The 24,566-nt window shown below is 69.8% G+C and carries 23 protein-coding genes and 1 pseudogene; 13 read left to right on the top strand and 11 right to left on the bottom strand.

The window, feature by feature from the left end; translation table 11 throughout:
* Positions 1–12 precede the first annotated feature (12 nt).
* From AB0L91_RS18170 to AB0L91_RS18145, 6 genes and pseudogenes are all read left to right on the top strand, one after another.
* Positions 13–1,266 carry a CaiB/BaiF CoA-transferase family protein gene (locus AB0L91_RS18170; RefSeq protein WP_365011443.1) on the top strand — a complete coding sequence of 418 codons (1,254 nt, stop codon included), beginning with the start codon at positions 13–15 and terminating at the stop codon, positions 1,264–1,266.
* Positions 1,263–2,063: an enoyl-CoA hydratase-related protein gene (locus tag AB0L91_RS18165; protein WP_365011441.1), complete on the top strand. Its 801-nt coding sequence runs from the start codon at positions 1,263–1,265 to the stop codon at positions 2,061–2,063. The genes AB0L91_RS18170 and AB0L91_RS18165 overlap by 4 nt, the downstream gene beginning before the upstream one ends.
* Positions 2,060–2,776, top strand: a complete 717-nt coding sequence (locus AB0L91_RS18160; RefSeq protein ID WP_365011439.1) for a TetR/AcrR family transcriptional regulator C-terminal domain-containing protein — start codon at positions 2,060–2,062, stop codon at positions 2,774–2,776. The genes AB0L91_RS18165 and AB0L91_RS18160 overlap by 4 nt, the downstream gene beginning before the upstream one ends.
* Positions 2,713–3,831 (top strand): annotated as a pseudogene (locus AB0L91_RS18155) (AMP-binding protein); the annotation flags it as partial. The gene AB0L91_RS18160 and the pseudogene AB0L91_RS18155, both read left to right, overlap by 64 nt.
* Before the next feature lie 162 nt (positions 3,832–3,993).
* A complete protein-coding gene (locus tag AB0L91_RS18150; protein ID WP_365013610.1) occupies positions 3,994–5,544 on the top strand; it encodes a class I adenylate-forming enzyme family protein in 1,551 nt (516 codons plus the stop codon).
* Positions 5,541–6,770, top strand: a complete 1,230-nt coding sequence (locus AB0L91_RS18145; RefSeq protein ID WP_365011438.1) for a CoA transferase — start codon at positions 5,541–5,543, stop codon at positions 6,768–6,770. Before AB0L91_RS18150 ends, AB0L91_RS18145 begins: the two co-directional genes overlap by 4 nt.
* Before the next feature lie 24 nt (positions 6,771–6,794).
* Here the strand turns inward: AB0L91_RS18145 and AB0L91_RS18140 are convergent, their stop codons facing one another.
* Positions 6,795–7,661 (bottom strand): CoA ester lyase, encoded by an 867-nt coding sequence (locus tag AB0L91_RS18140; protein ID WP_365011436.1) that lies wholly within the window; start codon positions 7,659–7,661, stop codon positions 6,795–6,797.
* A gap of 204 nt (positions 7,662–7,865) precedes the next feature.
* On the opposite strand from AB0L91_RS18140, the gene AB0L91_RS18135 reads away from it, so the two are divergent.
* Entirely contained in the window at positions 7,866–8,723 is an 858-nt protein-coding gene (locus tag AB0L91_RS18135) for a TetR/AcrR family transcriptional regulator C-terminal domain-containing protein (protein WP_365011435.1), read from the top strand.
* An 11-nt stretch (positions 8,724–8,734) separates the two neighbouring features.
* Here the strand turns inward: AB0L91_RS18135 and AB0L91_RS18130 are convergent, their stop codons facing one another.
* Both AB0L91_RS18130 and AB0L91_RS18125 read right to left on the bottom strand, forming a co-directional pair.
* A complete protein-coding gene (locus AB0L91_RS18130) occupies positions 8,735–9,535 on the bottom strand; it encodes an enoyl-CoA hydratase-related protein (protein ID WP_365011434.1) in 801 nt (266 codons plus the stop codon).
* A gap of 44 nt (positions 9,536–9,579) precedes the next feature.
* Positions 9,580–10,428: an NAD(P)-dependent oxidoreductase gene (locus AB0L91_RS18125; RefSeq protein WP_365011433.1), complete on the bottom strand. Its 849-nt coding sequence runs from the start codon at positions 10,426–10,428 to the stop codon at positions 9,580–9,582.
* A gap of 198 nt (positions 10,429–10,626) precedes the next feature.
* On the opposite strand from AB0L91_RS18125, the gene AB0L91_RS18120 reads away from it, so the two are divergent.
* On the top strand, positions 10,627–12,309 hold the full coding sequence (locus AB0L91_RS18120; RefSeq protein WP_365011432.1) for an FAD-dependent oxidoreductase: 1,683 nt from the start codon (positions 10,627–10,629) through the stop codon (positions 12,307–12,309).
* A 69-nt stretch (positions 12,310–12,378) separates the two neighbouring features.
* Here AB0L91_RS18120 and AB0L91_RS18115 read toward each other — a convergent pair whose 3' ends face one another.
* The 7 genes from AB0L91_RS18115 to AB0L91_RS18085 all read right to left on the bottom strand — a co-directional run bounded on the left by AB0L91_RS18115 (position 12,379) and on the right by AB0L91_RS18085 (position 19,082).
* Positions 12,379–13,149 (bottom strand): SDR family NAD(P)-dependent oxidoreductase, encoded by a 771-nt coding sequence (locus tag AB0L91_RS18115; RefSeq protein ID WP_365011431.1) that lies wholly within the window; start codon positions 13,147–13,149, stop codon positions 12,379–12,381.
* A gap of 50 nt (positions 13,150–13,199) precedes the next feature.
* Positions 13,200–13,961 (bottom strand): crotonase/enoyl-CoA hydratase family protein, encoded by a 762-nt coding sequence (locus AB0L91_RS18110; protein WP_365011429.1) that lies wholly within the window; start codon positions 13,959–13,961, stop codon positions 13,200–13,202.
* 36 nt (positions 13,962–13,997) lie between these two features.
* Positions 13,998–15,179, bottom strand: a complete 1,182-nt coding sequence (locus AB0L91_RS18105; RefSeq protein WP_365011428.1) for a thiolase family protein — start codon at positions 15,177–15,179, stop codon at positions 13,998–14,000.
* A gap of 82 nt (positions 15,180–15,261) precedes the next feature.
* The gene (locus AB0L91_RS18100; protein WP_365011426.1) at positions 15,262–16,530 is read right to left on the bottom strand and encodes an FAD-dependent oxidoreductase; all 1,269 of its coding nucleotides are present in this window, start codon (positions 16,528–16,530) and stop codon (positions 15,262–15,264) included.
* Positions 16,527–16,718 carry a rubredoxin gene (locus AB0L91_RS18095; RefSeq protein WP_355278275.1) on the bottom strand — a complete coding sequence of 64 codons (192 nt, stop codon included), beginning with the start codon at positions 16,716–16,718 and terminating at the stop codon, positions 16,527–16,529. The genes AB0L91_RS18100 and AB0L91_RS18095 overlap by 4 nt, the downstream gene beginning before the upstream one ends.
* A gap of 3 nt (positions 16,719–16,721) precedes the next feature.
* A complete protein-coding gene (locus AB0L91_RS18090) occupies positions 16,722–17,570 on the bottom strand; it encodes a mycofactocin-coupled SDR family oxidoreductase (RefSeq protein WP_357347458.1) in 849 nt (282 codons plus the stop codon).
* A gap of 48 nt (positions 17,571–17,618) precedes the next feature.
* A complete protein-coding gene (locus AB0L91_RS18085; RefSeq protein ID WP_365013609.1) occupies positions 17,619–19,082 on the bottom strand; it encodes an aldehyde dehydrogenase family protein in 1,464 nt (487 codons plus the stop codon).
* Between the two features lie 169 nt (positions 19,083–19,251).
* On the opposite strand from AB0L91_RS18085, the gene AB0L91_RS18080 reads away from it, so the two are divergent.
* From AB0L91_RS18080 to AB0L91_RS18060, 5 genes are all read left to right on the top strand, one after another.
* Complete coding sequence (locus AB0L91_RS18080; protein WP_365011424.1) at positions 19,252–20,472, top strand: CoA transferase; 1,221 nt, start codon at positions 19,252–19,254, stop codon at positions 20,470–20,472.
* A complete protein-coding gene (locus AB0L91_RS18075) occupies positions 20,469–20,627 on the top strand; it encodes a DUF1059 domain-containing protein (protein ID WP_365011422.1) in 159 nt (52 codons plus the stop codon). Before AB0L91_RS18080 ends, AB0L91_RS18075 begins: the two co-directional genes overlap by 4 nt.
* A gap of 54 nt (positions 20,628–20,681) precedes the next feature.
* On the top strand, positions 20,682–21,983 hold the full coding sequence (locus tag AB0L91_RS18070; RefSeq protein ID WP_365011420.1) for an amidohydrolase family protein: 1,302 nt from the start codon (positions 20,682–20,684) through the stop codon (positions 21,981–21,983).
* Positions 21,984–22,056: 73 nt separating this feature from the next.
* Complete coding sequence (locus AB0L91_RS18065; RefSeq protein ID WP_365011419.1) at positions 22,057–23,574, top strand: fatty acid--CoA ligase family protein; 1,518 nt, start codon at positions 22,057–22,059, stop codon at positions 23,572–23,574.
* Positions 23,571–23,873, top strand: coding sequence for a hypothetical protein (locus tag AB0L91_RS18060; protein ID WP_365011417.1), 303 nt, complete (start codon positions 23,571–23,573; stop codon positions 23,871–23,873). The genes AB0L91_RS18065 and AB0L91_RS18060 overlap by 4 nt, the downstream gene beginning before the upstream one ends.
* A 73-nt stretch (positions 23,874–23,946) precedes the next feature.
* Here AB0L91_RS18060 and AB0L91_RS18055 read toward each other — a convergent pair whose 3' ends face one another.
* A complete protein-coding gene (locus AB0L91_RS18055; RefSeq protein WP_365011415.1) occupies positions 23,947–24,564 on the bottom strand; it encodes an isochorismatase family protein in 618 nt (205 codons plus the stop codon).
* Between the last annotated feature and the right edge of the window lie 2 nt (positions 24,565–24,566).

The following is a 24,566-nucleotide window of genomic DNA, read 5'->3' as shown; positions in this document are numbered from 1 at the left end:
ACGAGGTCAACTGTGCAGATTTCCGCCGACGCAGGACCGGAAGGACCGCTGTCCGGGGTCACCGTGGTCGCGCTGGAGCAGGCCGTGTCGGCGCCGATGTGCACACGCGTCCTCGCCGACTTCGGTGCCCAGGTGATCAAGATCGAGAATCCGGCCGGCGGCGACTTCGCCCGGCACTACGACGATGTCGTCCACGGCCTGGCCGCGCACTTCGTGTGGGCCAATCGGGGCAAGGAATCCGTCGCGCTGGATCTCAAGGATCCCGACGGCCGCGCGATCCTGTGGCGGATCCTCGGGACCGCCGATGTCTTCGTGTCCAACCTCGCACCGGGCGCGGCGGCCGGCCTGGGGTTGTCGGCCGAGCAGCTGACGGCGGAGTTCCCGGAGCTGGTGGTGATGGAGATCGACGGCTACGGCGCCGACGGCCCGCTGTCGCACAAGCGGGCCTACGACCTGCTCATCCAGGCCGAGTCGGGCACCTGCGCGGTCACCGGTACGGCGGACGCGCCGGCGAAGCCCGGACCACCCATCGCCGATGTGAGTTCCGGCCTGTACGCGGCGCTGACGATCCTCGCGCTGCTCTGCGCCAAACGTGCTCCCGCCGGTCGATCCGCCGTGCCCACCAGCGCATCGGTGAGCCTGTTCGACACCGCGGCCGAGCTGATGGGCTACCACCTCACCTACACCCGCCACACCGGAGTCGACCAGCAGCCGTTGGGCATGAGTTCGCCCGCGGTCGCCCCCTACGGCGCGTACCGCACCGCCGACGGCGCGACAGTCGTCCTCGGCACCACCAACGACCGCGAATGGCAGCGCCTGTCCCGCGACCTGATCGACCGGCCCGACCTCGCCGACGACCCCCGCTACGCCACCAATGCCGACCGGGTGCGGCTGCGCGCCGAACTCGACCGGGAGATCGCCCGCTGGTGCGGCCGCCACGAGGCCGATGCCGTGCAGGAACAGGCGGATGCGGCCGGTATCGGCAATTCCCGGTTCCGGACTCCCGGCGAGGTCCTCACGCATCCGCACCTGGCGGCACGGCGGCGCTGGCGTGACATCCCGACCCCGGCGGGTCCGGTCACCGCACTGCTGCCACCACCGGTCATCACCGGCTTCGAGCCGCCGATGGGGGCGGTACCGGCACTGGGCGAGCACACCGAGACGGTCCTGGCGAGAGCGGGTTTCACGCCGGACGAGATCGAGGAGTTCCGCAGCCGGGGCGCACTCGGGCCCGCCGGGAACAACGACGAAAGGACGATCCAGTGACCGCAGAACCCACCTTGCTCATCGACCAGACCGACGGGGTGCGCACCCTGACACTGAACCGCCCGCACCGCAAGAACGCGATCAGCTTCCCGCTGTGGCACGCGCTGCGGGCGGCACTGCGCGATATCGCCGGAGACGAGACGGTCCGCGCGGTGGTCCTCACCGGTGCGGGCGAAACATTCTGCGCCGGTGCCGATATCGCCGACGCCGAGGGCATGGACGAATTCCCCGATCCCCGCGCGGAACTCGCGACCATCAACGACACCGTGCGCCTGCTGCACGAACTGCCGGTGCCGACCCTGGCCAAGGTTCGCGGCGTCGCCGTCGGCGCCGGCTGGAACCTCGCGCTGGCCTGCGACCTCGTGGTCGCGACGCCGGAGACGAGGTTCTGCCAGATCTTCGCCCGCCGGGCATTGTCACTCGACTGTGGTGGTTCCTGGCTGCTGCCGCGACTCGTCGGCCTCCAGCAGGCCAAACGCCTCGCCTTGCTCGCGGAGATGATCGACGGAACGCAAGCCCTCGAACTGGGCTTGGTCACCTGGCTGCACACCGCCGACACGATCGACGGCGTCGCGACCGAGCTGGCGCAGCGCCTCGCCGCCGGTCCGCCGTTGGCACTCCGGCAGACCAAGGACCTGCTCAACACCGGCACCGGTCGTACCCTCCCCGAGGCCCTCGACGCCGAAGCATCGGCGGCGAGCGCCAATCTCGCGGGACCGGACGTGCTCGAGGCGTTCGCCGCCTACGCGGAGAAGCGCGAACCGCGCTACACCCGCGCCACGGAAGTCACCGCGTGAGCGGCCGTCAGGGCAGCACACCGCGACGGCGGCGCGAACGTGGCTCCCTCAATCCGGAGGACATCATCGACGGCGCGTTCGAACTGGCCGAGCAGGTCACCGTCGACGGCCTGAGCATGCCCCTGCTGGGCAAACACCTCGACGTCGGGGTGACCAGCATCTACTGGTACTTCCGTAAGAAGGACGATCTGCTCAACGCGATGACCGACCGCGCGCTGCGCCGCTACCTGTACGCGGTGCCCTTTCCCTCGGTCGAGCCGCACAACTGGCGGGATTCGCTGGCCCGGCACGCGCGGATCATGCGCCGCACCTTCCTCGACAACCCGATCCTGTGCGACCTGGTCCTCATCCGCTCGGCGCTGAGCCAGCACGCCGCGCGCCTCGGCGCCGAGCAGGTGGAGCGGACCGTGGCGAACCTGGTCAGCGCCGGGTTGTCGCTCGACGACGCGTTCACCGTCTATTCGGCGGTCAACCTGCACGTCCAGGGATCGGTGGTGCTCCAGCGCCTGCACGACAAGAACCAGGAGCTGGGCAGCGAGGCCGCCGCGTATTACGACGTGATCCGGATCGAGCCCGAGACGACACCGCTGCTCGCCGCGGCCATGGCGGAAGGGCGCCGCTCCGGCGCACCCGACGACCACAACTTCGAATGGGGTCTGGCCTCCGTGCTCGACCGCGCCCAGCAGGCCATCGCGACGCGAAGCAGCCCTTAGCCGCGCGGATGGCCATGCGTGACAGGAGAACCTGGATGGAAGGCGGTACCGAGGTGGAGCCGACACGGCGAGCACCCGGCGCAGAACTCACGACTCTGGGCGGAGTGCTGCGCGCGCACGCGCGAGCGTTCCCGGACCGGCCGCTGCTCGACCGGGGCGGCGAGCAGTTGACCTTCGGTGTCGCGGAGCATCGTTCAGCGCTGCTTGCCCGAGGTCTCGCCGGGCTCGGCGCGGGCAAGGGCGTGCACATCGGCCTGCTGTACCCCGACGGGGCGGAATTCGTCGTCGCGCTGCTCGCCGCCGCGCGCATCGGAGCCGTCGCCGTCCCGCTGCCCGCCTCCGTAGGCCCCGTCGAGATCCGGAATCTCCTGGCCCACGGTGATGTCCGGATCCTTCTGCGGGCAAGGGAAGACCACCTGCCCAGTGCGGCCAGGGTGGTGTCCGAGGCCCTGCGCGGCACGGAGTTCGATGCCGAAGGGCGGTGGTATTGCACGGCGGCACCACAGTTACGGCACGTGGTCACCGACAGCACGACACCGGCACGGTACGCCCCGGACGTCCACCGATGGGCCGACGCCGTGGGCGACGAACAGCTGGCCGCGCTCGAAGACGATATCCATGCCGCCGATCCGCTGTGCCTGCTGTACCTGCCATCGACCGACTCGCTCACCGGTGCCGTCCATACCCACGGCTCGCTGCTCGGCGGACATCGGGTACGCAACCGCGCGCATGGGCCGGCCGCGGCGTCCGTGCTGCGGACCGATCACCCGCTCCCCTCCCCCGCCGGAATCCTGTCCGGGTTGCTGCCCGCCGTACTCGCCGGCGCGACGCTGCAATGCCACGACGTCACCGGTCCCCCGCCGGTCCCCGCCGGTCGCTCCGAGGGGCCGGGCTCGATCGAAGCGGGCGGTTCGGTTCTGTTGCCCGGGGACGATCTCCGATCCGGCGGAAAGCCGATGCCGGGCTTCGATACAGCGGTGCTCGACCCCGATACCGGCGCCGAGGTCGCTCCGGGAAGGGTCGGCGAGTTCTGTTTCCGCGGACCGTTCGTCATGCAGAACTACCATCGGCGAAGCCGTGAGGAGTGCTTCGATCCCGACCAGTGGTTCCACACGGGCGAACTCGTCCATCGCGACGACGACGGCGTGATCCACCCGGTGGGTCGCGGCATCGAGCCGTCGCCGCGGACGCACCCGGGTGAGCATCCGGCCACGACCATGGACCGGCTCGTCCGCGATCGGGCCGAGAGGTTCGGCGATGTACCGGCGGTGATCGAACCCGGTGACCGACTCACCTACGGCGAGCTCGATTCGGCGACAAGAGAACTCGCCGCCGTGCTCGTCGATTCCGGTGTCGGCAAGGGAACCAGGGTGGGGCTGCTGCTGCCCAACGGCATCGACTGGGTCCGGATCGCTGTGGCGCTCACCAGGACCGGTGCGACCCTGGTCCCGTTGAGCACGCTGCTGCGTCCGCCGGAGTTGCGTGCCCAGCTGCGAGTCGCCGCGGTCCGGATCGTGGTGACGGTGCCGGAGTTCCGCGGCCGGAACTATCTCGACGATCTCCCACCGGCTCACCAGGACGGCGCGGTCGCCCCCGATTCGTCGCTCCCGGCACTCAGGCAGATCTGGACCGCGGATCGGCTCCTGACCGCGAAGCCGACCGGCCGGGCGGTCCGGATCGCGACGGCCCTGGCCGAATCCGTGTCGGCGGCCGACACTTTCGCCGTCTTGTTCACGTCGGGAAGCCGGGGCATGCCCAAGGGAGTCCTGCACTCCCACGGCAGTGCCTTCGGCGCTGTCCGGGCCGGCTTGTCCGCCCGCGCCATCGACGCGAGCACCCGCCTCTACCTGCCGATGCCGTTCTTCTGGGTCGGTGGCCTCGGCGGTGGAGTGCTCTCGACACTGCTCGCCGGTGCCACCCTCGTCACCGAAGCCGTCCCCCACCCGCAGTCCACCCTCGAGCTGTTGCGCAGAGAAGGGGTGACACTGTTCCGGGGCTGGCCCGAGCAGGCCGAGGCCCTTGCCCGGGTGGCCGCGACCGACGGTGTCGCCGTGACGACGCTGCTGCCGGGCAGCCTGGACGCGTTGCTGCCCACCGATCTACGGCCCAGACCCGGCGCTCGCGCCAACCTGTTCGGCATGACCGAATCGTTCGGCCCGTACAGCGGGTATCCCGCGCACACCGACATGCCGGCGTCGGCCTGGGGCAGCTGCGGACAGCCGTTCGCCGGGACGCAGCTCCGGATCACCGACCAGGACACCGGATCCGCGGTGTCCACCGGCGGCGTGGGTGTCATCGAACTGCGCGGACCTCACCTGCTGCGTGGGATGTGCCTGCGCGAGCGCGCCGAATTCATCACACCGGACGGCTTCTACCGCACGGGTGACCTCGGCCGTGTCGACGACCGGGGTTTCCTCTTCTATCACGGCCGTGCCGACGACATGTTCAAGGTCAGCGGCGCGACGGTGTATCCCAGCGAGGTGGAGCGGGCGCTGCGCGGTCTCGACGGCGTCATCGATGCGTGCGTGACCGATGTCGCGGGCGAACAGGGCGCACGCGTGGGCGCGCTCGTGGTCTGCGACAGGTCGGCCACGCCGGACGGGCTGCGCGCCCAGGTCCGGGAGTCGTTGAGCGCCTTCAAGATACCCACGGTGTGGGTGCTGACGGATTCGCCCGAGCGGATACCGCGCGGCGCGACCGGCAAGGTCGACATCCGTGGTCTGCGCACCCTGCTGCAGTCCCCCCAGCCGGAAGGAACTGGCCGATGACCGAGGATCAGCGGTCCGCGACACAGCCCCTGGCCGGGGTCCGGGTCGTCGAGATCTCCAGCTTCGTGGCCGCACCGCTGGCCGGGATGACCCTGAGTCAGCTCGGCGCCGAGGTCATCCGGGTCGACCCGCTCGGCGGTGCCGCCGATGTCCACCGGTGGCCGCTGACCGATGACGGCGCCAGCATCTACTGGACGGGCCTGAACAAGGGCAAACACTCGGTCACCGCAGATCTCCGATCGCCGGAGGGACAGCAGCTGATCAGCCGGCTGATCACGGCCGGTGGCCCCGCGGGCGGAATCCTGCTGACCAATGTGTCCGGCCGCGATTGGCACAGCCATGCCGCTCTGTCCGCCCTGCGGCCGGATCTGATCCATCTCGAAATCCTCGGCCGTGCGGACGGGTCGACCGCCGTCGACTACACCGTGAACGCGGCCACCGGTTTCCCCCTCGTCACCGGACCGGCCGACCACACCGAACCGGTCAATCATGTGGTGCCCGTGTGGGACCTGCTCTGCGGCCTGTACGCGGCGCTCGCGATCGCCGCCGCGGTCCGGCACCGCGACGCCACCGGGGAGGGCAGCCGGATCTCGCTGCCACTGGAGGACGTCGCGCTGGCCACCGCGGGCAACCTCGGGTTCCTCACCGAGGCCATGGTGTGCGAGCGCACCCGTCCCCGGCTCGGCAATGCCGTCTACGGCCAGTTCGGCGGGCATTTCACCGGAACCGACGGCGCGACCTTCATGGTGGTGGCACTGACCGCCCGGCACTTCCGGGATCTCACCCAGCTCACCGGGACCGACCGCGTCGTCGGCGCGCTCGCCGACGCGCTGGGGGCGAACTTCGCCGACGAAGGAGATCGCTATCGCCATCGCGAGGTGCTCACCGGTCTCTTCACGCCCTGGTTCCGGACCCACACCGGCGTACAGATCGCCGCCGGGCTGGCGGGGACATCCCTGCTGTGGGAGCGCTACCGGACCTTCGGCGAAGTCGCCGCCGACCCGAAAGTCACCGCCAATCCCCTGTTCTCGCCCCTGGACCAGCCCGGCATCGGCACCTATCTCGCGCCCGGCGGGCCGGTTTCGATCAATGGGACGCACCCGCCCGCCCGGATCGCTCCGGCGCTGGGTCAGCACACCACCGCGGTCCTGCGCGACCTGATCGGGCTCTCGAACCCGTCCATCGCGGAGTTACGGAAGGCAGCGGTCGTGGCGGCCGATACCTGATCCGCGAGCGACCGGACGGCCCGGTCAGCTCGGGCGCCGCTGCGAGAGCAGCGCCTGGGCCCGGGTGAGGTGCGGCCGGTCGAGCAGGGCACCGCGATGGCCGATCGCCCCTGCCGCGGGGTCGGCGGCGAACAGATCCACGATCTCCTGCGCGGCGGCCAGTTCGTCCTCGGTCGGCGTGAACGCGTCGTTGATGATCTCGACCTGGTCCGGATGGATGGCCAGCATGCCCCCGAAACCGTCCTGCCCGGCACGGACGCAGCGCGCCCGCAGCCCGGCGGAGTCGCGGTAGTCGGCGTGGATGGTGTCGACGGCGACCGCCCCGGCGGCAGCGGCGCCGAACAGGCACAGGCTGCGCGCCGTCTCGAGGACCGGGCCGAACCGTCCGTCGGCGCCGCTCGCCGCCGCCGCGCCGATCTCGGCCGCGAGATCGGCGACACCCCAGGTGACAGCGGCCAGCCGGGGCGCGCCTCGATAGGTCCCCATGGTGTGGACCGATTCGGCGGTCTCGGGGGCCAGCGCGATGACCGCGGTGTGCCCGGGCGGTGTTCCGCCCGCCACTTCCAGGGCGGACAGATAGTTGTCCAGCGTCCGCAGGTCCTGGCCGCCGCGGGCTTTGGGCAGCATGATGCCGCCGGGCCGGGCGGGCAGCACCGCCGCCAGGTCGGTCAGGGTGTGCGGGCTGTCGAACGGGTTCACCCGGACCCACAGCCGTCGCCGGTCCGCGGCGGGGCAGTCGGCCAGGAATTCGGCGCACTGGGCGCGAGCGTGGGTTTTGCGATCCTGGGCCACCGCGTCCTCGAGATCGAGGATCACGATATCGGCCGGGCTCGCCGCGGCTTTCGTCGTCTTCCGCTCGCTGTCGGCGGGAGCGAACAACCACGATCTCATACCGAGGGCGGCACCTGCGCCGCGCGCCTCACTGTATATCATCCCGTGAATGTTACTGTATTCGATTCAGGTAATCATTTCCGCGAGCCGCGCGCCCGCGTGCCGGGCAGCGGAAACTCCATCGGTAATGGTTACTGTGGTAAATAACAAAGGCCGCGCACCGATATAGCCCCCACACCAAAGACTCCACGAAGGTGGCCACAGATGACGAAACGAGCAACCACGGACAGGCGCCCCCGGCGCGAGCGGGGTTCGCTGAACCCCGACGACATCCTCGACCGCGCTTTCGAGCTCGCCGAGGAGATCTCGCTGGACAACCTGAGCATGCCGCTGCTCGGCAAGCACCTCGGCGTCGGCGTCACCAGCATCTACTGGTATTTCCGCAAGAAGGACGAACTCCTCAACGCGATGACCGACCGAGCGTTGCAGCAGTACGAGAATGCCGCGCCGTTCATCGAGACCGACGACTGGCAGGACACCCTGCGCAACCACGCGCGCACCATGCGCAAGACGTTCCTGAGCAACCCGATCCTGTGCGATCTGATCCTCATCCGCGGCGCGCTGAGTCCTCGTGCGGCACAGGTCGGCGCCGTGATGACCGAGAAGGTCGTCGCCAATCTGGTCGACGCGGGGATGTCGATCGACGACGCGGTGGACACCTATTCCGCGGTCCAGCTGCACACGCGCGGCTCGGTGGTTCTGCAGCGGCTCTACGACAAGAACAAGGAATCCGGCGACGAACCGGGTGCGTACTACGAACACCTGCAGATCGCACCGGACACCACCCCGCTGCTGGCCGAAGCGGGCGCCAGGGGCCACCACAGCGGCGCTCCGGACGATCACAACTTCGAATACGGGCTCGACTGCATTCTCGAACGAGCGGTGCGCCTGATCGGCGCGCCCCCGAAGAAGGCCGCGGCCAAGAAAGCCGCAGCGAAGAAGGCCCCGGCAAAGAAGGCGGCCGCGCAACCCGCCGCGAAGGCCACCGCGGCGAAGAAGACCACGACGGCCCGCAAGACTGCCACCCCTCGCCGTACCCGCGCGGCGGCGGGCACCGAGTAGCGACCCGACCGCTACGCCAGCTCGTCGAGCCGACGGACATTCCATCGGCCGGTGAACGCCGTCTCCCGTTTCTGCGCGAACGCCGCGTAGGCCTCGGGCAGATCCTCGACGGCGAAATTGACCGCCTGCGCGCGCGACTCGCCGGCCAGGGCCTCACGCAGGGATCGGTCCACCCCCTCGTTGAGCAACGCCTTGGTCTGCGAGATCGCGATCGGCGGGCCCGCGGCGAGCCGCTGCGCGATCCCGTCGACGAACTCGTCGATCTCCGCCTCGGGCTTGATCCAGGTGAGGAGGCCGAGTTCGCGCGCTTCGGCCGCGTCGATCGTCTCCGCGAGCAGCGCGAGCCGCTTGGCCTGCTGGACGCCGACGAGCTTGGGCAGCAGCCACGAGCCCCCGCAGTCGATCGAGAGCCCGCGCCGGGTGAACACCTGGGAGAACGTCGCGTCCGGTGTGGCGACGACCAGGTCGCAGCCCAACGCCAGGTTCCAGCCCGCGCCGACCGCGACGCCGCGCACCTTCGCGACGGTGGGCACCGGCAGATCGTGCAGGTATTGGGCGACATCGGTGATCGCCCGCAGCTTCCGGAACGGCGCGGCATAGGGATCGCTGTCGACGACGTCCGCGCCCGAGCAGAAGGCGCCGCCCGCCCCGGTGAGGACGACGGCACCCACGCCGGGCTCATGGGCGATCGCGTCCAGCGCACCGCGCAGCGCGTCCCACAGTTCCAGGGTGATCGCGTTCTTGCGGCTGGGCCGATTGAGCGTGAGCGTCACGACACGGTCGTCGCGCTCACGGCGGAGAATGTCGGTCACGTGGATCGGGTCCTTCCGTCCTGCCGGCGTCACCCGGTGCGCGATCAGAGAAACAGGTCTTTGTCGAGCGGAGCCAGGCCCGGCACCGCCCGGTATCGGCCGAAGTCGGTGACGCCGTGCGCCGCCAGCACGTCCTCGTCGATGAGGAACCGGCCCGTCACCTCGCCACGGGGCGCGGTGAACACCAGATAGGCGGCGTCGGCGCAGATCTGTGGAATCCGCGCGGTGGCCACGCGCTGCGCACCACCGGGCCGGTTGCGGATCGCCGCGGTCGCGATCGTCGTGCGCGGCCACAGGGAGTCGACCCGGATGCCGCTGCCGCGCAGTTCCTCGGCGAGCCCCAGCGTGACCAGCGACATACCGTACTTGGCGATGGTGTAACCGAGATGAGCTCCGGCCCAGCGCGGTTCGAGGTTCAGCGGTGGCGACATCGTCAGGATGTGCGGATTACGGCCCGCCGCAGCCGATTTCCGCAGGTACGGCAGCGCCGTCTTGGCGAGCAGGAAACTGCCGCGGCAGTTGATGTCCTGCATCAGGTCGTAGGCCTTCATCGACAGGTCCTCGGTGCGCGAGAGGTCGATCGCGGACGCGTTGTTGACCACGATGTCGATCCCGCCGAACCGCTCGGCGGTCTGCTCGACGGCCGCCGCGCCGACCTCGTCCCGGCGGACATCGCCGATCACCTTCAGCACGGAGCCGCCCGCCAGCTCGAGCTCCTCGGCGGCGGTGTGGATGGTGCCGGGCAAACTCGGGTGCGGCTGATCGGTTTTGGCGATCAGAGTGATGTTGGCGCCGTCCGCGGCCGCGCGCCGGGCGATCTCGAGTCCGATGCCGCGGCTGCCGCCGGACATGATCATCGTTCGCCCCGCGAGGGCTCTGTCACCGTCGGGCATTCGGCCGGTCTCCGATCCGCTCGACCCGGCGGCCAGACCGGCGGGTGATCATACTGTTGCTATTACAGTACACACTCCGCGGACTCGCGTCCAATAATACTTACTGTAATAATGACAGTATCTTTCCGGCCGACTCCGGCCCGCGCTCTCTCCCGTCGACGACGGTTCACCCCACCCTGCCCCGAGGAGCGGAACACCATGGCCTACGTCATCACCCAGCGCTGCTGCAACGACGCCAGTTGCGTCGCCGACTGCCCCGTCGACTGCATCCGGCCACGTCCGGACGAACCCGAGTTCGCGACCGCCGAGATGCTCTACATCGATCCCGACACCTGCATCGATTGCGGCGCGTGCGTCGACGCCTGCCCGGTGGACGCCGTCTTCGCCGAGGACGACCTGCCCGACGTGCTGACCGGATTCGCCGACATCAACGCGGCGTACTTCCGGCGGCATCCGCTGCTGCCCGCGTCCGGCCCCGTCGCACCTGTACAATTGCCGAAGGACCTCGGGCCGCTGCGGGTCGCCATCGTCGGCGCCGGCCCCGCGGCCTGCTACGCCGCCGAGGAACTGCTGCGGCGCTCCGCCGCCGAGATCGAGATCTTCGACCGCCTTCCCACCCCGTGGGGCCTGCTCCGATCCGGAGTCGCGCCGGATCACCGGAGCACCAAGGCGATGACGACCCGGTTCGAGCCGCTCCTCGACCGCGAGGCCGTCGGACTCCACCTTAATGTCGATGTGGGCGTGCATATCTCGCACGAGGAGCTGCTCGCCGATCACCACGCGGTGCTCTACGCGGTCGGCGCCTCCGGTGACCGCGCGCTGGACATCCCGGGCGAGGACCTGCCGGGCTCGCATTCCGCCACGGAGTTCGTCGCCTGGTACAACGGTCACCCCGACTACGCCGACCGGGTGTTCGACCTGTCGGGCCCGCGCGCGGTGATCATCGGCAACGGCAATGTCGCCCTGGATGTGGCCCGGGTCTTGACGATGCCGCCGGATCTGCTCGCGGGCCGGACCGACATCGCCGAGCACGCGCTCACGGCCCTGCGGGAAAGCGGTATCACCGAGGTCGTCCTGATCGGGCGGCGCGGTCCGCTCCAGGCGGCCTACACGGGTCCGGAATTCCTCGCGCTGGGTCATCTCGACGGTGTCGATATCGTCGTCGAGGAGACCGACCTCGACCTGGACCCCGGGAGCCGCGCCCGGCTCGACGATCCCGCCGCCGAACCATCGCTGCGGCTGAAATATTCGGTGGCACAGCAGTACTCGACGTCGGCAGCAACGCCGGGACACCGCCGCATCGTCTTCCGCTATCTCGTCTCCCCGACCGAACTGACCGGGGACGGCAAGGTCGAGTCCGTCGAGCTGGTCCACAACGAACTCACCGCGCGGGACGGGCGCCTCCATGCCGAACCCACCGACCGCACCGAAACCCTCCCGGCCGGACTCGTACTGCGCGCGGTCGGCTATCGCGGCACTGCGCAACCCGGTCTGCCCTTCGATCCCGCACGTGGGGTGATCCCCAACGAGCACGGCCGGGTCGTCGGACCAGACGGCGCACCGGTGGAGCGGGTCTATGTGACCGGCTGGATCAAACGCGGTCCGCAGGGCGTCATCGGGACCAACCGAGTCGACGCGCAGGAGACGGTCGAGGCCATCCTGTCCGACTTCGCCGCGGGGCGCCTGCCGTCGCCCAGCGGCGACCGGGCCGCACTCACCGAACTGCTCGACCGCAGGCAGCCCGACCGCATCGACCGGGACGGCTGGGCGGCCATCGATCGCGCCGAACTGGCCGTGGGCGCCGCCACGGGCAGACCGCGGGTCAAACTGACCACCCGTGCCGCACTGCTCGCCGCGGCCACCACACCCCAGCCCTCCTGACAGCACTACCGCCGCTCCGGATCACGGAGCGGCGGTAGCGGTTTCGGGTGGCCGTGGTGACAGCACAGCTCACTTCGGCTGGAAGCGCTGACCGCCGTCGATCCGCACTACTTCCCCGTTGATGTACGGGTTCTCGAGCAGGTGCTGGGCCAGCAACGCGTATTCCACCGGTGCGCCCAGCCGCTTCGGGAACGGCACGGACGCGGCGAACTGCGCGAGCTTCTCCTCACCGAGGAAATCCATGATCGGGGTGTGCATGGTGCCCGGCGCGATGCTGTTGACCCGGATCCCCACCGCACTCAGATCGCGAGCGGCGACCAGCGTCAGGCCGATCACGCCGCCCTTGGCCGCCGCGTAGGCGGACTGGCCGATCTGGCCCTCGTAGCCGGCGATCGAGCTGGTCATCACCACGGAACCGCGTTCACCGTTGGCCTTGGCCTCGAGCTCGGCCATCGCGGCCGCCGCGAGCCGCAGCACGTTGTAGGTGCCCGTCAGATAGAGCGCGATCGTGTCGGTGAAACCCTTCAGGGTGTGCGGGGATCCGTCCCGGTTGACCACCTTCTCCAGCACGCCGAAGCCACCGTGGGCGATCACCGCGTAGCGCAGCGTGCCCAGCTCGGCGGCCGCGGCGATCGCGTGCTCCACCGAGTCCTCGTCGAGCACATCGGTCCGCACGTAGACGGCCTTGTTGCCCAGCTCGGTCGCCAGGGCGTTGCCCTTCTCGTCATTCAGGTCGGCGATCACCACGGCCGCACCCTCGGCGTGCACCTTGCGCACCGTCGCGGCACCGAGGCCACCGGCACCGCCGGTCACCAATACCACTTCACCTTCGAACGACACTGTTTCTCCTCACTTCTCGGTTCGACGGCGGACAAGGTGGCCGTGCGGCCTCACTTGCCCGTCCACTGGGGGGTTCGCTTCTCGGCGAAGGCTTTCGCGCCTTCCTGCGCGTCCGCGGTGGCGAAGACCGGCCCGATGAGCGCCATCTGCTTCTGCCACATCTCGTCGGGGTGCCATGCGGCCGCCTCGACGATCACCTGCTTGGTCACCGCGACGGCGACCGGCCCGTTGGCGGTGATCCGCTCGGCCAGCGCCAGTGCCCGGTCCAGGGCTTCGCCCGGCTCGGCCAGCTCGTTCACCAGACCCCACGACGCGGCGTCCGCGGCGGTGAAGGTGTCGCCGGTCAGGGACAGTTCCAGCGCCTTCTGGTACGGGATCCGGCGCGGCAGCCGCAGCAACGCGCCGCCACCGGCGACCAGGCCGCGTTTGACCTCGGGGACACCGAACTGCGCGGTGCGCGAGGCCACGACCAGGTCGGTCGCCAGCACCAGTTCGGTGCCGCCGGCCAGGGCGTAGCCTTCGACCGCGGCGATGATCGGCTTGCGCGGCGGCTGCTCGGTGAAGCCGAGACCCCGACCGGCGACGTACGGGTACTCCCCCGCCGCGAACGCCTTCAGATCCATTCCGGCACTGAAGTTTCCGCCACTGCCGGTCAGCACCGCGACCGACAGTTCGGCGTCGCCGTCCAGTTCGTCCATGGCGTCGGCCAGCCCCTGGCTGACCGCGAGATTCACCGCATTGCGTGCCTGCGGCCGGTTGATCGTGACGACCAGTGTCCGGCCGCGTCGTTCGACCTGTACCTCATCCGACACAGGGACCTCCTTGTTCTTTCGCTGATTGCCGGGTGCTCAGACTTCGATGACCAGGGCGCCGCCCATACCGCCACCGGCGCACATGGCGCTGACACCGATCCCGCCGCCGCGACGGCGCAGCTCGTAGATCAGCGTCGCCACCTGGCGGGCGCCGGAGGCCGAGATCGGGTGGCCGAGGCTGCAACCGCTGCCGGAGAAGTTCACCTTCGACTCGTCGATGCCGTGCTTGCGGCAGGCGGCGATCGGGACCGAGGCGAAGGCTTCGTTGATCTCCCACAGCGCCACATCGGAGACCTTCAGCCCCGCGCGATCGAGCACCTTGCCGACCACCTCGACCGCCGCGATCCCGTTGTCGGCCGGAGTCACCGCGACATTGGCCCAGGTGCGGACCGTGGCCAGCACCTCGAGACCGGCACCCGCGGCGTAGTCGTCGGCGGTGACGGTGACCGCGGCGGCGGCGTCGTTGATGCCGCTGCTGTTGCCCGCGGTGATGGAGAAGCCCTCGATCCCGGGGTGCAGCACCGGCAGCGAGGCCAGCCGCTCGAGGGTGGTGTCGCGGCGAGGATGCTCGTCGACCGCGAAATCGAGCACCGAGCCGTCGGCCTGGGCCACCTTCAACGGCAGGATCTCCTCGGCGAAGCGGCCCTCATCGATCGCGGCGATCGCCCGCTGGTGGGACCGCAGCGCCCATTCGTCCATCTCCTGGCGGCTGATGCCGACCTTCTTGGCGGTGTTCCAGCCGACCGTGATCGACATGTCGGTCGCCGGGGCGTCGGGGGTCTCCGGATGCGATGGCGGGATCCAGGGCTCGCGGAACTCGAGATCGGGGCCGACGCCGGGCACCCGCCACTTCATCAGCGGGGCCGTCGACAGCGACTGCACACCACCGGCGACGATGACCCGTTCCACGCCTGCGCTGATGTGGGCCGCGGCGTTGGCGATCGAGGTCAGGCTGCCCGCGCAGTGCCGGTTCACGGCCTGGCCCGGCACGCCGGTCATCCCGGCGGCCACCGCGGCGTGCCGGGCGAGATCGCCACCGCCGTAGTTCAATTCGGCGAGGATGACATCGTCCACCTCGGCCGGGTCGATACCGGAGCGGCGGACCGCCTCGGTCAGGATCTCGGTGGCGAGGGTCTCCGATGCCACATTGACGAGCGCGCCTTTGAAGGACCGCCCGATCGCGGTCCGTACCGCGCTGACGATGACCGGTTTGGCCATATCTCTCAACCTTCGTCTCTCTGGGCCGCACCGGGCGGTGCGGCGTTGGTCTGTTCGGTGACAGCGGTGGGGCTGCGGGGCGTCACGACGCCGCCGGTGCGCCGGCGGATCGGAGCGTCGCCGCTGCCGCCACCAGATCGAGGTCGCCCGCGCCGAGCAGGTCGCGCGGAAGCGGGGCACCGTCCCCGATCAGGTCCTGTGCGGCACGGATGTCTTTCGGCCTGCCGACGCCGAGCGCACCGATCAGCCGGTCCTCCGCCAGGGACAGCGCGAGGAAGGAGCCGTCGAGGTCGCCGTGGACGACGAGTTCGTCACCGCGCGTGGGCCATCCGGCGATCTGCAGGGTGCGGCTGAACTGGCTGGTCCAGCACCACGGGACCTCGCGGTAGGGCGATCCGTGACCGAGCACGCTGCGTGCCGCGGCACTGCCGTGTGCCTGGGCATGGTTCCAGTGCTCGACCCGCTCGGTCCCGCCCAGGATCGCGTTGGGGAACCGGGCGACGTCGCCGGCGGCGAACACCGCGGGCGCCGAGGCCGCGCAGTACTCGTCGACGACCACACCGTCGGCGACCGAGAGCCCGGCGGCCTCGGCCAGGCCGGTCTCCGGTGTCATCCCCACCGCGACGATCACGACATCGCCGCGCCAGGACCGGCCGTCCTCGGCGGACACCGTGGTCACCGCGTCCCTGGTCTCCGCCGCGACGAGCCGCACTCCGGTGTGCACGCCGACCCCGCGATCACGGTGCAGGCGTGCGTAACTCGCCGAGATCGCGCCGGGCAGCACCCGCTCGAGCACCTGGTCGGCGGCCTCGAGCACGGTGACCTCGGCCCCGCTGCCGCGCACGGCGGCGGCCACCTCCATACCGATCAACCCGCCGCCGATGACCAGCACCGACGGGGTCTCGCCGACCTTTCCGGCCGCGCCGAGCACCGGTCGCAGCGCGTCGAGGTCGGCCAGCTGCCGCACCGTATACGCCTCGGGGACGAGGTGGTCCAGCCGTTTCGCGCGGCCTCCGGTCGCCAGCACCACAGCGTCGTACGCCAGCTCGGATCCGTCCCCGAGTTCGACACGAGCGGCATCGGTATCGAGGCGGGTGGCGATCGTGGCAGTGCGCAGCTCGATGCTCATGTCCGCCCAGAAGGCCGGCTGTTCGAGCCGGGCCCGCTCCGCGGAGGCCGCGCCGGCCAGCAGTTCCTTGGACACCATCGGCCGCCGGTAGGGCTGTGCCCGTTCGGCACCGGTCAGCACGATCGACCCCGCGAACCCCTCCTTGCGCAAGGTTCTGGCGGCGCTGACGCCGGCGATGCCGGAGCCGACGATCACGATCTGCCCGCGGCGCGGAACCGTCACCGCGCGACCTCGATCATCTCGAAGTCGGATTTCTCCGCACCGCAGTCCGGGCAGGTCCAGTCGTCGGGGATGTCGTCCCAGCGGGTGCCGGGAGCGATACCGTCGTCGGGCCAGCCCAGTTCCTCGTCGTACTCCCAGCCGCAGATGACGCAGCGGAAGAGCTTGCTGGCCGTGGTCGTTTCGGTCATGGTTCACTTCCCCCAGGGCACGGCCTTGACGAATCCGCCTGCGTCCACGCGGATCTGGCTGCCGGTCACGAATCGGGCGGCGTCGGAAGCCAGGAACACGACCATGTTCGAGACGTCCTGCGGCTGGATGTAGGGCACGGGCATGGCCTGCATGGCCGGGAACGCCTGCTCCGCGTCGGCGCGGGTCGGGGCGTCCTTGTCGGGGCGGAAGATCTTGTACATGCCGTCGTTGTGCAGCATGTCGGTGTCCACGTTGGTCGGGTGGACGGCGTTGACCCGGATCGATTGTTTGGCCAGCTGGATCGACAGATCGTTGACGTAGTGCGCGACGACCTGCTTGGCGAAGCTGTAGGCCGAACCGCCCGGCCCCTGCTTGGTGGAGCTGCCCAGCTGCGCGGCCAGCGAACCGGTCGCGATGATCGAGGCGCCCGCGCCCAGGTGCGGCAGACTGGCCTGCACCACGTTGAACACCCCGACCAGATCGGTGTCGATGGTGTCCGACCACGATCGCATGCTCTGCCCGCTGCCCAGCGGCGCGATGCCCGCGTTCGCGACCACGATGTCGAGGCGGCCCAGCGCTTCCGCGCCGGCGGCGACCGCGGCCCAGACCGCGGTGCGGTCGCGCACGTCGACGATCGCCGGGTGGCAGCGCCTGCCCTCCTTCTCGACCAGCCTGGCGGTCTCCTCGAGATCCTCGGGGCGGGCCAGGGGGTAGGTGTTCCCCTCGAGGTCCGCGCAGATGTCGAGGGCGATGATGTCGGCGCCCGCGGCGGCCAGGTTGACCGCGTGCGACCGCCCCTGTCCGCGGGCCGCGCCCGAGATGACGGCGACCTTGTCGTCCAAACTTCCCACTGATGGCAACCTTTCAGTACTTCTACGGTGGTCGGGGTGCTCGCGGGCTCAGTGCTGTCGCGGGAGCCGGGAGCCGATGGTCTTGGTCTCGAGGTACTGCTGGAAGCCCTCGATGCCGCATTGGCGGCCGACTCCGCTGTTCTTGTAGCCGCCGAACGGCGCGTCAGCGCCGTAGAACATGCCGCCGTTGACGCCGACCGCGCCGGTGCGCAGACGACGCGCGATCGCCATCGCGCGTTCGTCGCTGCGCGAGAGCACGGCGCCGGCCAGACCGAACGCGGTGCTGTCGGCGATGCGGACCGCCTCGTCGTCGTCGGAGAACGGGATGACGACGAGTACCGGCCCGAACACTTCCTCCTGCGCGATCGCCAGACCGGGATCCTCGGTCGCGAAGACCGTCGGGGAGAAGAAGTGCCCGCCGGCCAGGTGTCCGGGCAGATCGGTGGGTACCTCGCCGCCGGTCACCAGACGGGCACCGTCGCGTACCGCCCGCGCGCACGCGGCGCGGACCCGATCCTGCTGTGCGGCACTGATCAACGGACCGACGAGGGTCTCCGGCAGTGCCGGATCGCCGACGGGGACCGCGGCGAAGGCCGCCGCGACGGCCTCGACCATGTCGTCGTACATCGAGCGGTGCACCAACATCCGGCTCGTCGCCGCGCAGGCCTGACCCGCGTGCACGCAGACCCCGACGGCGCTGCGCAGGGCCAGCTCCGGCTTCGCGTCGTCGAGCACGATCAGCGCCGACTTCCCGCCCAGCTCGAGGAACGTCCGCTTCATCGTCGCCGCGCCCTGGCGCAGGAGCAGGCGCCCCACCTCGGTCGACCCGGTGAACGAGACCAGATCGACGCGCGGATCGGTGGACAGCAGTCCGGCCACCTCGTTCGACGGCGTGGTCACGATGTTCACCACACCCGGCGGGAAGTCGGTGTGCTCGGCGATCAGCCTGCCGAGCCGGGTGGCGTTCCACGGTGTGTGCGGATCCGGTTTCAGGACAACGGTATTACCCGCTGCCAGGGCGGGGCCGAGCTTGTTGAGCACGACTTCGACGGGGAAGTTCGACGGGCAGATCGCCGCGACGACACCGACCGGTTCCTGCACCACAGTGCGCTTGTTCCGGTCACCGAAGAGGCCGCCGCCCGCGAGCACCCGCTCCCAGGCGAATTCGTCGATGAGCCCGGCCGGATAGCGCAGCGCCTCGGCCAGTGGCCAGTCCAGCTGGGCGTTGTGGGTCGTCATGACCGGGCAGCCGACCTCGGCGACCAGCTCGGTGCGCAGCAGTTCCTTCTCGGCTTCCAGCGCGCTCTGCAGCTGTTCGAGGCAGCGGCGGCGCAGCGCCCGGTCGACCGGCCAGGAACTGTGATCGAACGCCCGCCGCGCGGCGGCGATCGCCCGGGTCATGTCCGCCTCCCCCGCGGCGGCGGTGACGCCGAGCACCGCCCCGGTGGCCGGGCTGCGGTTGTCGAACGTCGCGCCCGACCGCGCGCCGGTCAGCTCACCGTCGATGAGCATGCGCGACTCGGCCTGCGCGGCGGCCACCAGCCCCAGCTCCGGACTCAGTGCGGCCCGCTCGCCGACGACCTCGCTCACATTGCCTCCCGATGACCATCCTGGATGATTAACTGTAATGATTACCGTATAGTACTTCGGGACACGTATCAATCGCGGGAAAGGAGCACCGATGTCCGGATTGCTCAGTGGCGTCACGGTTGTCGAGCTGGCGTCGTGGACCTATGTGCCGAGCGCCGGCGCGGCACTGGCCGACTGGGGCGCGAATGTCATCAAGGTCGAGGACACCCGGGGCGGAGATCCCTGCCGCAACCTGACCATCGGTGGCCTCGACGGCACCGGCACCGCGGTCCAGGCCAATTTCATGATGGAACTCGGCAATCACGGCAAGCGCAGCATCGGCGTCGACATCAAATCCGACCAGGGCAGGCGGATCCTGGGCCGCCTCATCGCCGAAGCCGACGTCTTCCTGACCAATTGGCTGCCCGCGCCGCTCGAACGCGCCGGGTTGACCGTGCCGCAGATCCGCGAGTTCAACCCGTCGGTGATCATCGCGCGCGGCAGCGGCCACGGCAGCCGTGGCCCGGAGAAGAACCGGGGCGGTTTCGACGCGGCGAGCTACCTGGCCCGCGCGGGCGTGGCCTACGCCCTGTCCCCGACCGACGCCGAGTTCCCGATGGCACAGGGCCCCGCCTTCGGCGATCTGCAGGGCGGCATCACGCTGGCCGGTGGCGTCACCGCCGCGCTGTTCCATCGCGAGCGCACCGGCCACGCGCCGATCGTCGACAGTTCGCTGCTCGCCCAGGGCATGTGGTCGGTCGCGCCCGACATCGCCGCCGCCGACTACTACGCCATCGACCGGATTCCGGCCGGCGAGGCGGGCACCGCCCTCAACCCCGCCGTCAACCGCTACCGCACCCGGGACAACCGCTGGGTGCAACTGGTGCTGCTGCAGGCCGATCGGTTCTGGGCCGGCTTCTGCGAGCGCATCGGCCGCCCCGATTTGGGCACCGACCCACGGTTCACCCCACTCGCCAATCTGGTCGTCAACCAGGAAGCCGCCACCACCGAGCTGCGCAAGACCTTCGCCGAGGCAGACCTCGCCCACTGGCAGAAGGCCCTCGCGGACGAGCCGGGCGTGTGGGCCACCATCGCCAGCCCCCGGGAAGTGCTGACCGACCCCCAGGTCACCGCCAACGGCTACCTCATGACCATGACCGACAGCGGCGGCACCGAGTACCGCACGGTCGCCGCCCCGGTCCAGTTCGACGAGACCCCGGCTCCGGCCAGCCGCGCACCCGAGTACGGCGAACACACCGAGACGATCCTGCTCGAGATCGGCCTGAGCTGGGACGACATCGTCGCGGCCAAGGACAGCGGAGCAATCCTGTGACCGAGACGGGGAAGCGGCACCTCAGCTGCCCGTGCGGCGAGTGGCTGACCGGCGCCGACGAAGACGACCTCGTCGAGCGAGCTCGGCAGCACCTGACCGAGCGCCATCCCGACCACAGCTATACCAGGGACCAAATCCTCTTCCTGGCCCACTAGCCTTGCGGAAATCTCTATAGTAATACTTACAGTATCTAAGTTAGGAGAGTGCTCGTGGACAAGAACGATATGATCCTGATCAGCGTCGATGACCACATCATCGAACCGCCGGACATGTTCGCCGAACACCTGCCGAAGAAATACGCCGCCGACGCTCCGCGCCTGGTGCACACCCCCGACGGTGCCGATGTCTGGAAGTTCCGCGACACCGTCATCCCGAATGTCGCCCTCAATGCCGTGGCGGGGCGGCCGAAAGAGGAGTACGGCCTCGAGCCCGACGGCCTCGACGAGATCCGCCCGGGCTGTTTCGACGTGCACGAGCGCATCAAGGACATGAACGCCGGCGGCATCCTGGCGTCGATGAACTTCCCCTCCTTCCCCGGCTTCGCGGGCAGGCTGTTCGCGACCGAGGATTCGGACTTCTCGCTGGCGCTCGTCCGGGCCTACAACGACTGGCACATCGATGAATGGTGCGGCGCCTACCCCGGCCGCTTCATCCCGATGGCGCTGCCGGTGATCTGGGACGCCGAGCTGTGCGCCGCCGAGGTCCGCCGGGTCGCGGCCAAGGGCGTCCATTCGCTGACCTTCAGTGAGAATCCGGCGGCGCTTGGTTATCCCAGTTTCCATGACCCGTACTGGAATCCGCTGTGGAAGGCACTCGTCGATACCGACACCGTGCTGAGTGTGCACATCGGGTCCTCGGGGCGGCTGTCCATTCCCGCGGTCGACTCCCCGCCGGACGTGATGATCACGCTGCAGCCCCTCAACATCGTGCAAGCGGCTGCCGATCTGCTCTGGTCCCGGCCCGTCAAGGACTACCCCGACCTGAAAATCGCGCTGTCCGAGGGCGGCACGGGCTGGATCCCGTATTTCCTCGAACGGGTGGACCGCACCTTCGAGATGCATTCGACCTGGACGTTGCAGAACTTCGGCGGCAAGTTGCCCTCGGAGGTGTTCCGCGATCACTTCCTCACCTGCTTCATCAGCGATCCGGTCGGTGTCCGCCTCCGGCACGAGATCGGCGTCGACAACATCTCCTGGGAGATGGACTACCCGCACAGCGATTCCATGTGGCCCGACGCTCCCGAGGTGTTGTTCGCGCTGCTCGAGCAGGAGCGGGTGCCCGACGAGGAGATCGACAAGATCACGCACCTGAACGCGATGCGCTGGTACTCCTTCGACCCGTTCCAGCACATCCCGAGGGAGCAGGCCACCGTCGGTGCGCTGCGTGCCGCCGCGGCCGACCACGACGTCAGCATCCGGTCCCGCAGCCAGCGGACCACCTCGGCGGCCGAGGACAAGCTGGCCGCCTTCCAGGCCCAGATCAAGGCAGCCACCGCGCACACCGCGAGCTGACCGGTACGACCGCGCGCCACCCCGGAACACCTTCGGGGTGGCCGCCTCCGCTGTGAACCGATGAGGTGAGATCTTGAGCATTTCCGTGCTCCTCGAGATGGCCGCGGCCACCCGGCCCGACCACAACGCCGTCGTCGCCGACGGCACCACGACCACCGTGGCCGAGCTGAACGGCCTGGCCGACCGCGCGGCGAGCCTGATCGACTCGGCGGGCGTCGGCCATGTCGCCTATGTCGGCACCGGCGGAATCATGCTGCCGCTGCTGCTGTTCGGGTCCGCGCGGTCGGGTCGCGCGTTCACCCCACTCAACTACCGCCTCGGCGCGAACGCACTGCTGGAGCTCATCGCGCGACTCCCCACACCGCTGGTCGTCGCCGACGACGAGTACGCCGATATCGTCGCGGGGACCGGCACGCAGGTGATCAGCTCCGCGCTCTTCTGCGCCGCGATCCGCGACGCCGCCGGTGACACCACGATCGCCGAGCCCGCTCCCGAGGACACGGCGGTCCTGCTGTTCACCTCGGGCACGACCGCACAGCCCAAGGCCGTCGAACTCACCCACGCCAACCTGACGAGCTATGTCATGGGCACCGTCGATTTCGGCTCCGCCGCACCGGCGGACGCGGCCCTGGTCTGTGTCCCGCCCTACCACATCGCCGGTGTGGGTGCCGCCCTGTCGAACCTCTATGCCGGCCGGACGACGGTGTATCTGCGCCAGTTCGACGCACAGCGCTGGATCACGCTGGTCCGGGAGAAAGCCGTCACCAACGCGACGGTGGTGCCGACGATGCTCGACCGGATCGTCACCGCCCTACGCGCGGAGCCGGAGCCCGGACTGCCGAGCCTGCGCACCCTCGCCTACGGTGGTTCCCGGGCGCCGATGCCGCTGGTCCGCGCGACCCTCGAGCTGCTGCCGGAGGTCGGTCTCGTCAATGCCTACGGGCTCACCGAGACCAGCTCGACCATCGCGGTGTCGACACCGGAGGATCATCGGATCGCCTTCGCGGCGACCGATCCCGCGATCGCCCGCAGGCTCGGTTCGGTCGGACGGGCGGTGCCCGGCATCGAACTGCAGATCCGGGCCGAGGACGGAACCGTCCTGGCGCCCGGCGAGATCGGCGAGCTCTTCGTCCGGGGCCCCCAGGTGTCCGGGGTCTATCGTGGCCTCGGCTCGGTACTCGACGACGACGGATGGTTCCCGACCAGGGACCTGGCCGCGCTGGACGCCGACGGCTATCTGTTCATCGGTGGGCGCTCCGACGACACCATCATCCGCGGCGGCGAGAACATCGCCCCGGCCGAGCTCGAGGATGTACTGGTCGAGCATCCCGAGGTGGCACAGGTCGCCGTCGTCGGCCTACCGGACCAGCAGTGGGGCCAGCTCCTGGTCGCCGTTGTCGTGCCGGTCCCCGGTGCGGCTCCGGACCCGGAGCGGCTGCGCGCACACGTCCGCGCGAACCTGCGCGGCTCCCGTACTCCGGACCGGGTCGTCTTCCGGACCGACCTCCCGACCACCCCCACAGGCAAGATCCTGCGGCGCGATCTCGTCGACGAGCTCTCCGCCGCGACCACCACCCGAGGAGCATCGTGATCACCAGCGGAACCCGCCTCGAAAGCCAGGTCTGCGACACCCAGGTCATCGTCATCAAAGCCACCGACGCCATCGCGGGCTTGCGCTGCGGTGGCACCCCCATGGTGAATCTGGGCGCGGCCAAGGACGCACGCGCGGTCATCGACCCGGAATTCGCCCACGGGACCGCCGTGGGTAAGCGATACGTCCACGCCACCGGCGCCGAGATCCTGGTGACCCGGGCGGGTGTGGGCACCCTCGACGTCGACGCGGTGCCCCTGGATCTCAAGGAAGCCAAGCAACTTCCGTCCAGCGACTGAGCGCAACGAAACACCGACGGCGCTCCAGCACGAAAGGCAGGAGCGCCGTTGGTGTTTCGTGGTGCCGATCGGGTCAGCGCCAGGCGGCCCGCAGTTCTTCGGTCGTGGTGATCGTGGCGATCATCGACAGTGTGTTCTCGATCATCGCCGCCCCGTACGCGCGGGGGATGCCCGCCACGGCGTCCCGGGGCACCACCACGTCGTAGGCGGCGTTGACCGCGTCCATCACCAGATTCGGGATGGCCACGTTCAGCGAGACGCCCACCGCGACCACTGTCGTCACCCCGAGGTTGCGCAGCACCGCGTCGAGATCGGTGCCACCCATGGGACCGAGCCCGTGCCTGCGCCGCAGCACCAGATCACCCGGCTCTGGCCCGAATTCGGGCAGCAGCGCGGTGGCCTCGGTGTCGGGCGCCAGCGGCACGCCGCGCGCTCCGAGGGCGAACAGCTTCGCGTTGTGGTTGGACCCTAGGCCGTCGGGCCGACGCCAGACCAGGCAGTGCACCACCCGCACGCCGGCCGCCCTGGCCACGGGGAGCAGGGCGCCGATCGCGGGCAACGCGGTGACGCGGGCCTCCTCGGCCAGCGTGCGCAGCCCGGCCGACGCACCGACCACCGCACCCTGGAGTTCCTGGGTGACGATGGCGGTGTGGCCGGGCGCCGCGAGCTCGGCCAGCGACCTGCGTGTCATGC

This window comes from Nocardia sp. NPDC051833 (genome assembly GCF_040681225.1).
In the GTDB taxonomy this organism is placed as follows: Bacteria; Actinomycetota; Actinomycetes; order Mycobacteriales; family Mycobacteriaceae; genus Nocardia.
This window is presented reverse-complemented; position numbering and strand designations above follow the sequence as displayed.

Coding starts and splice junctions, on each gene's coding strand:
- AB0L91_RS18150 (WP_365013610.1), top strand. CDS start 3,994: ATGGACCGGCTCGTCCGCGATCGGGCCGAGAGGTTCGGCGATGTACCG.
- AB0L91_RS18145 (WP_365011438.1), top strand. CDS start 5,541: ATGACCGAGGATCAGCGGTCCGCGACACAGCCCCTGGCCGGGGTCCGG.
- AB0L91_RS18140 (WP_365011436.1), bottom strand. CDS start 7,661: ATGAGATCGTGGTTGTTCGCTCCCGCCGACAGCGAGCGGAAGACGACG.
- AB0L91_RS18135 (WP_365011435.1), top strand. CDS start 7,866: ATGACGAAACGAGCAACCACGGACAGGCGCCCCCGGCGCGAGCGGGGT.
- AB0L91_RS18125 (WP_365011433.1), bottom strand. CDS start 10,428: ATGCCCGACGGTGACAGAGCCCTCGCGGGGCGAACGATGATCATGTCC.
- AB0L91_RS18120 (WP_365011432.1), top strand. CDS start 10,627: ATGGCCTACGTCATCACCCAGCGCTGCTGCAACGACGCCAGTTGCGTC.
- AB0L91_RS18105 (WP_365011428.1), bottom strand. CDS start 15,179: ATGGCCAAACCGGTCATCGTCAGCGCGGTACGGACCGCGATCGGGCGG.
- AB0L91_RS18095 (WP_355278275.1), bottom strand. CDS start 16,718: ATGACCGAAACGACCACGGCCAGCAAGCTCTTCCGCTGCGTCATCTGC.
- AB0L91_RS18085 (WP_365013609.1), bottom strand. CDS start 19,082: ATGCTCATCGACGGTGAGCTGACCGGCGCGCGGTCGGGCGCGACGTTC.
- AB0L91_RS18080 (WP_365011424.1), top strand. CDS start 19,252: ATGTCCGGATTGCTCAGTGGCGTCACGGTTGTCGAGCTGGCGTCGTGG.
- AB0L91_RS18055 (WP_365011415.1), bottom strand. CDS start 24,564: ATGACACGCAGGTCGCTGGCCGAGCTCGCGGCGCCCGGCCACACCGCC.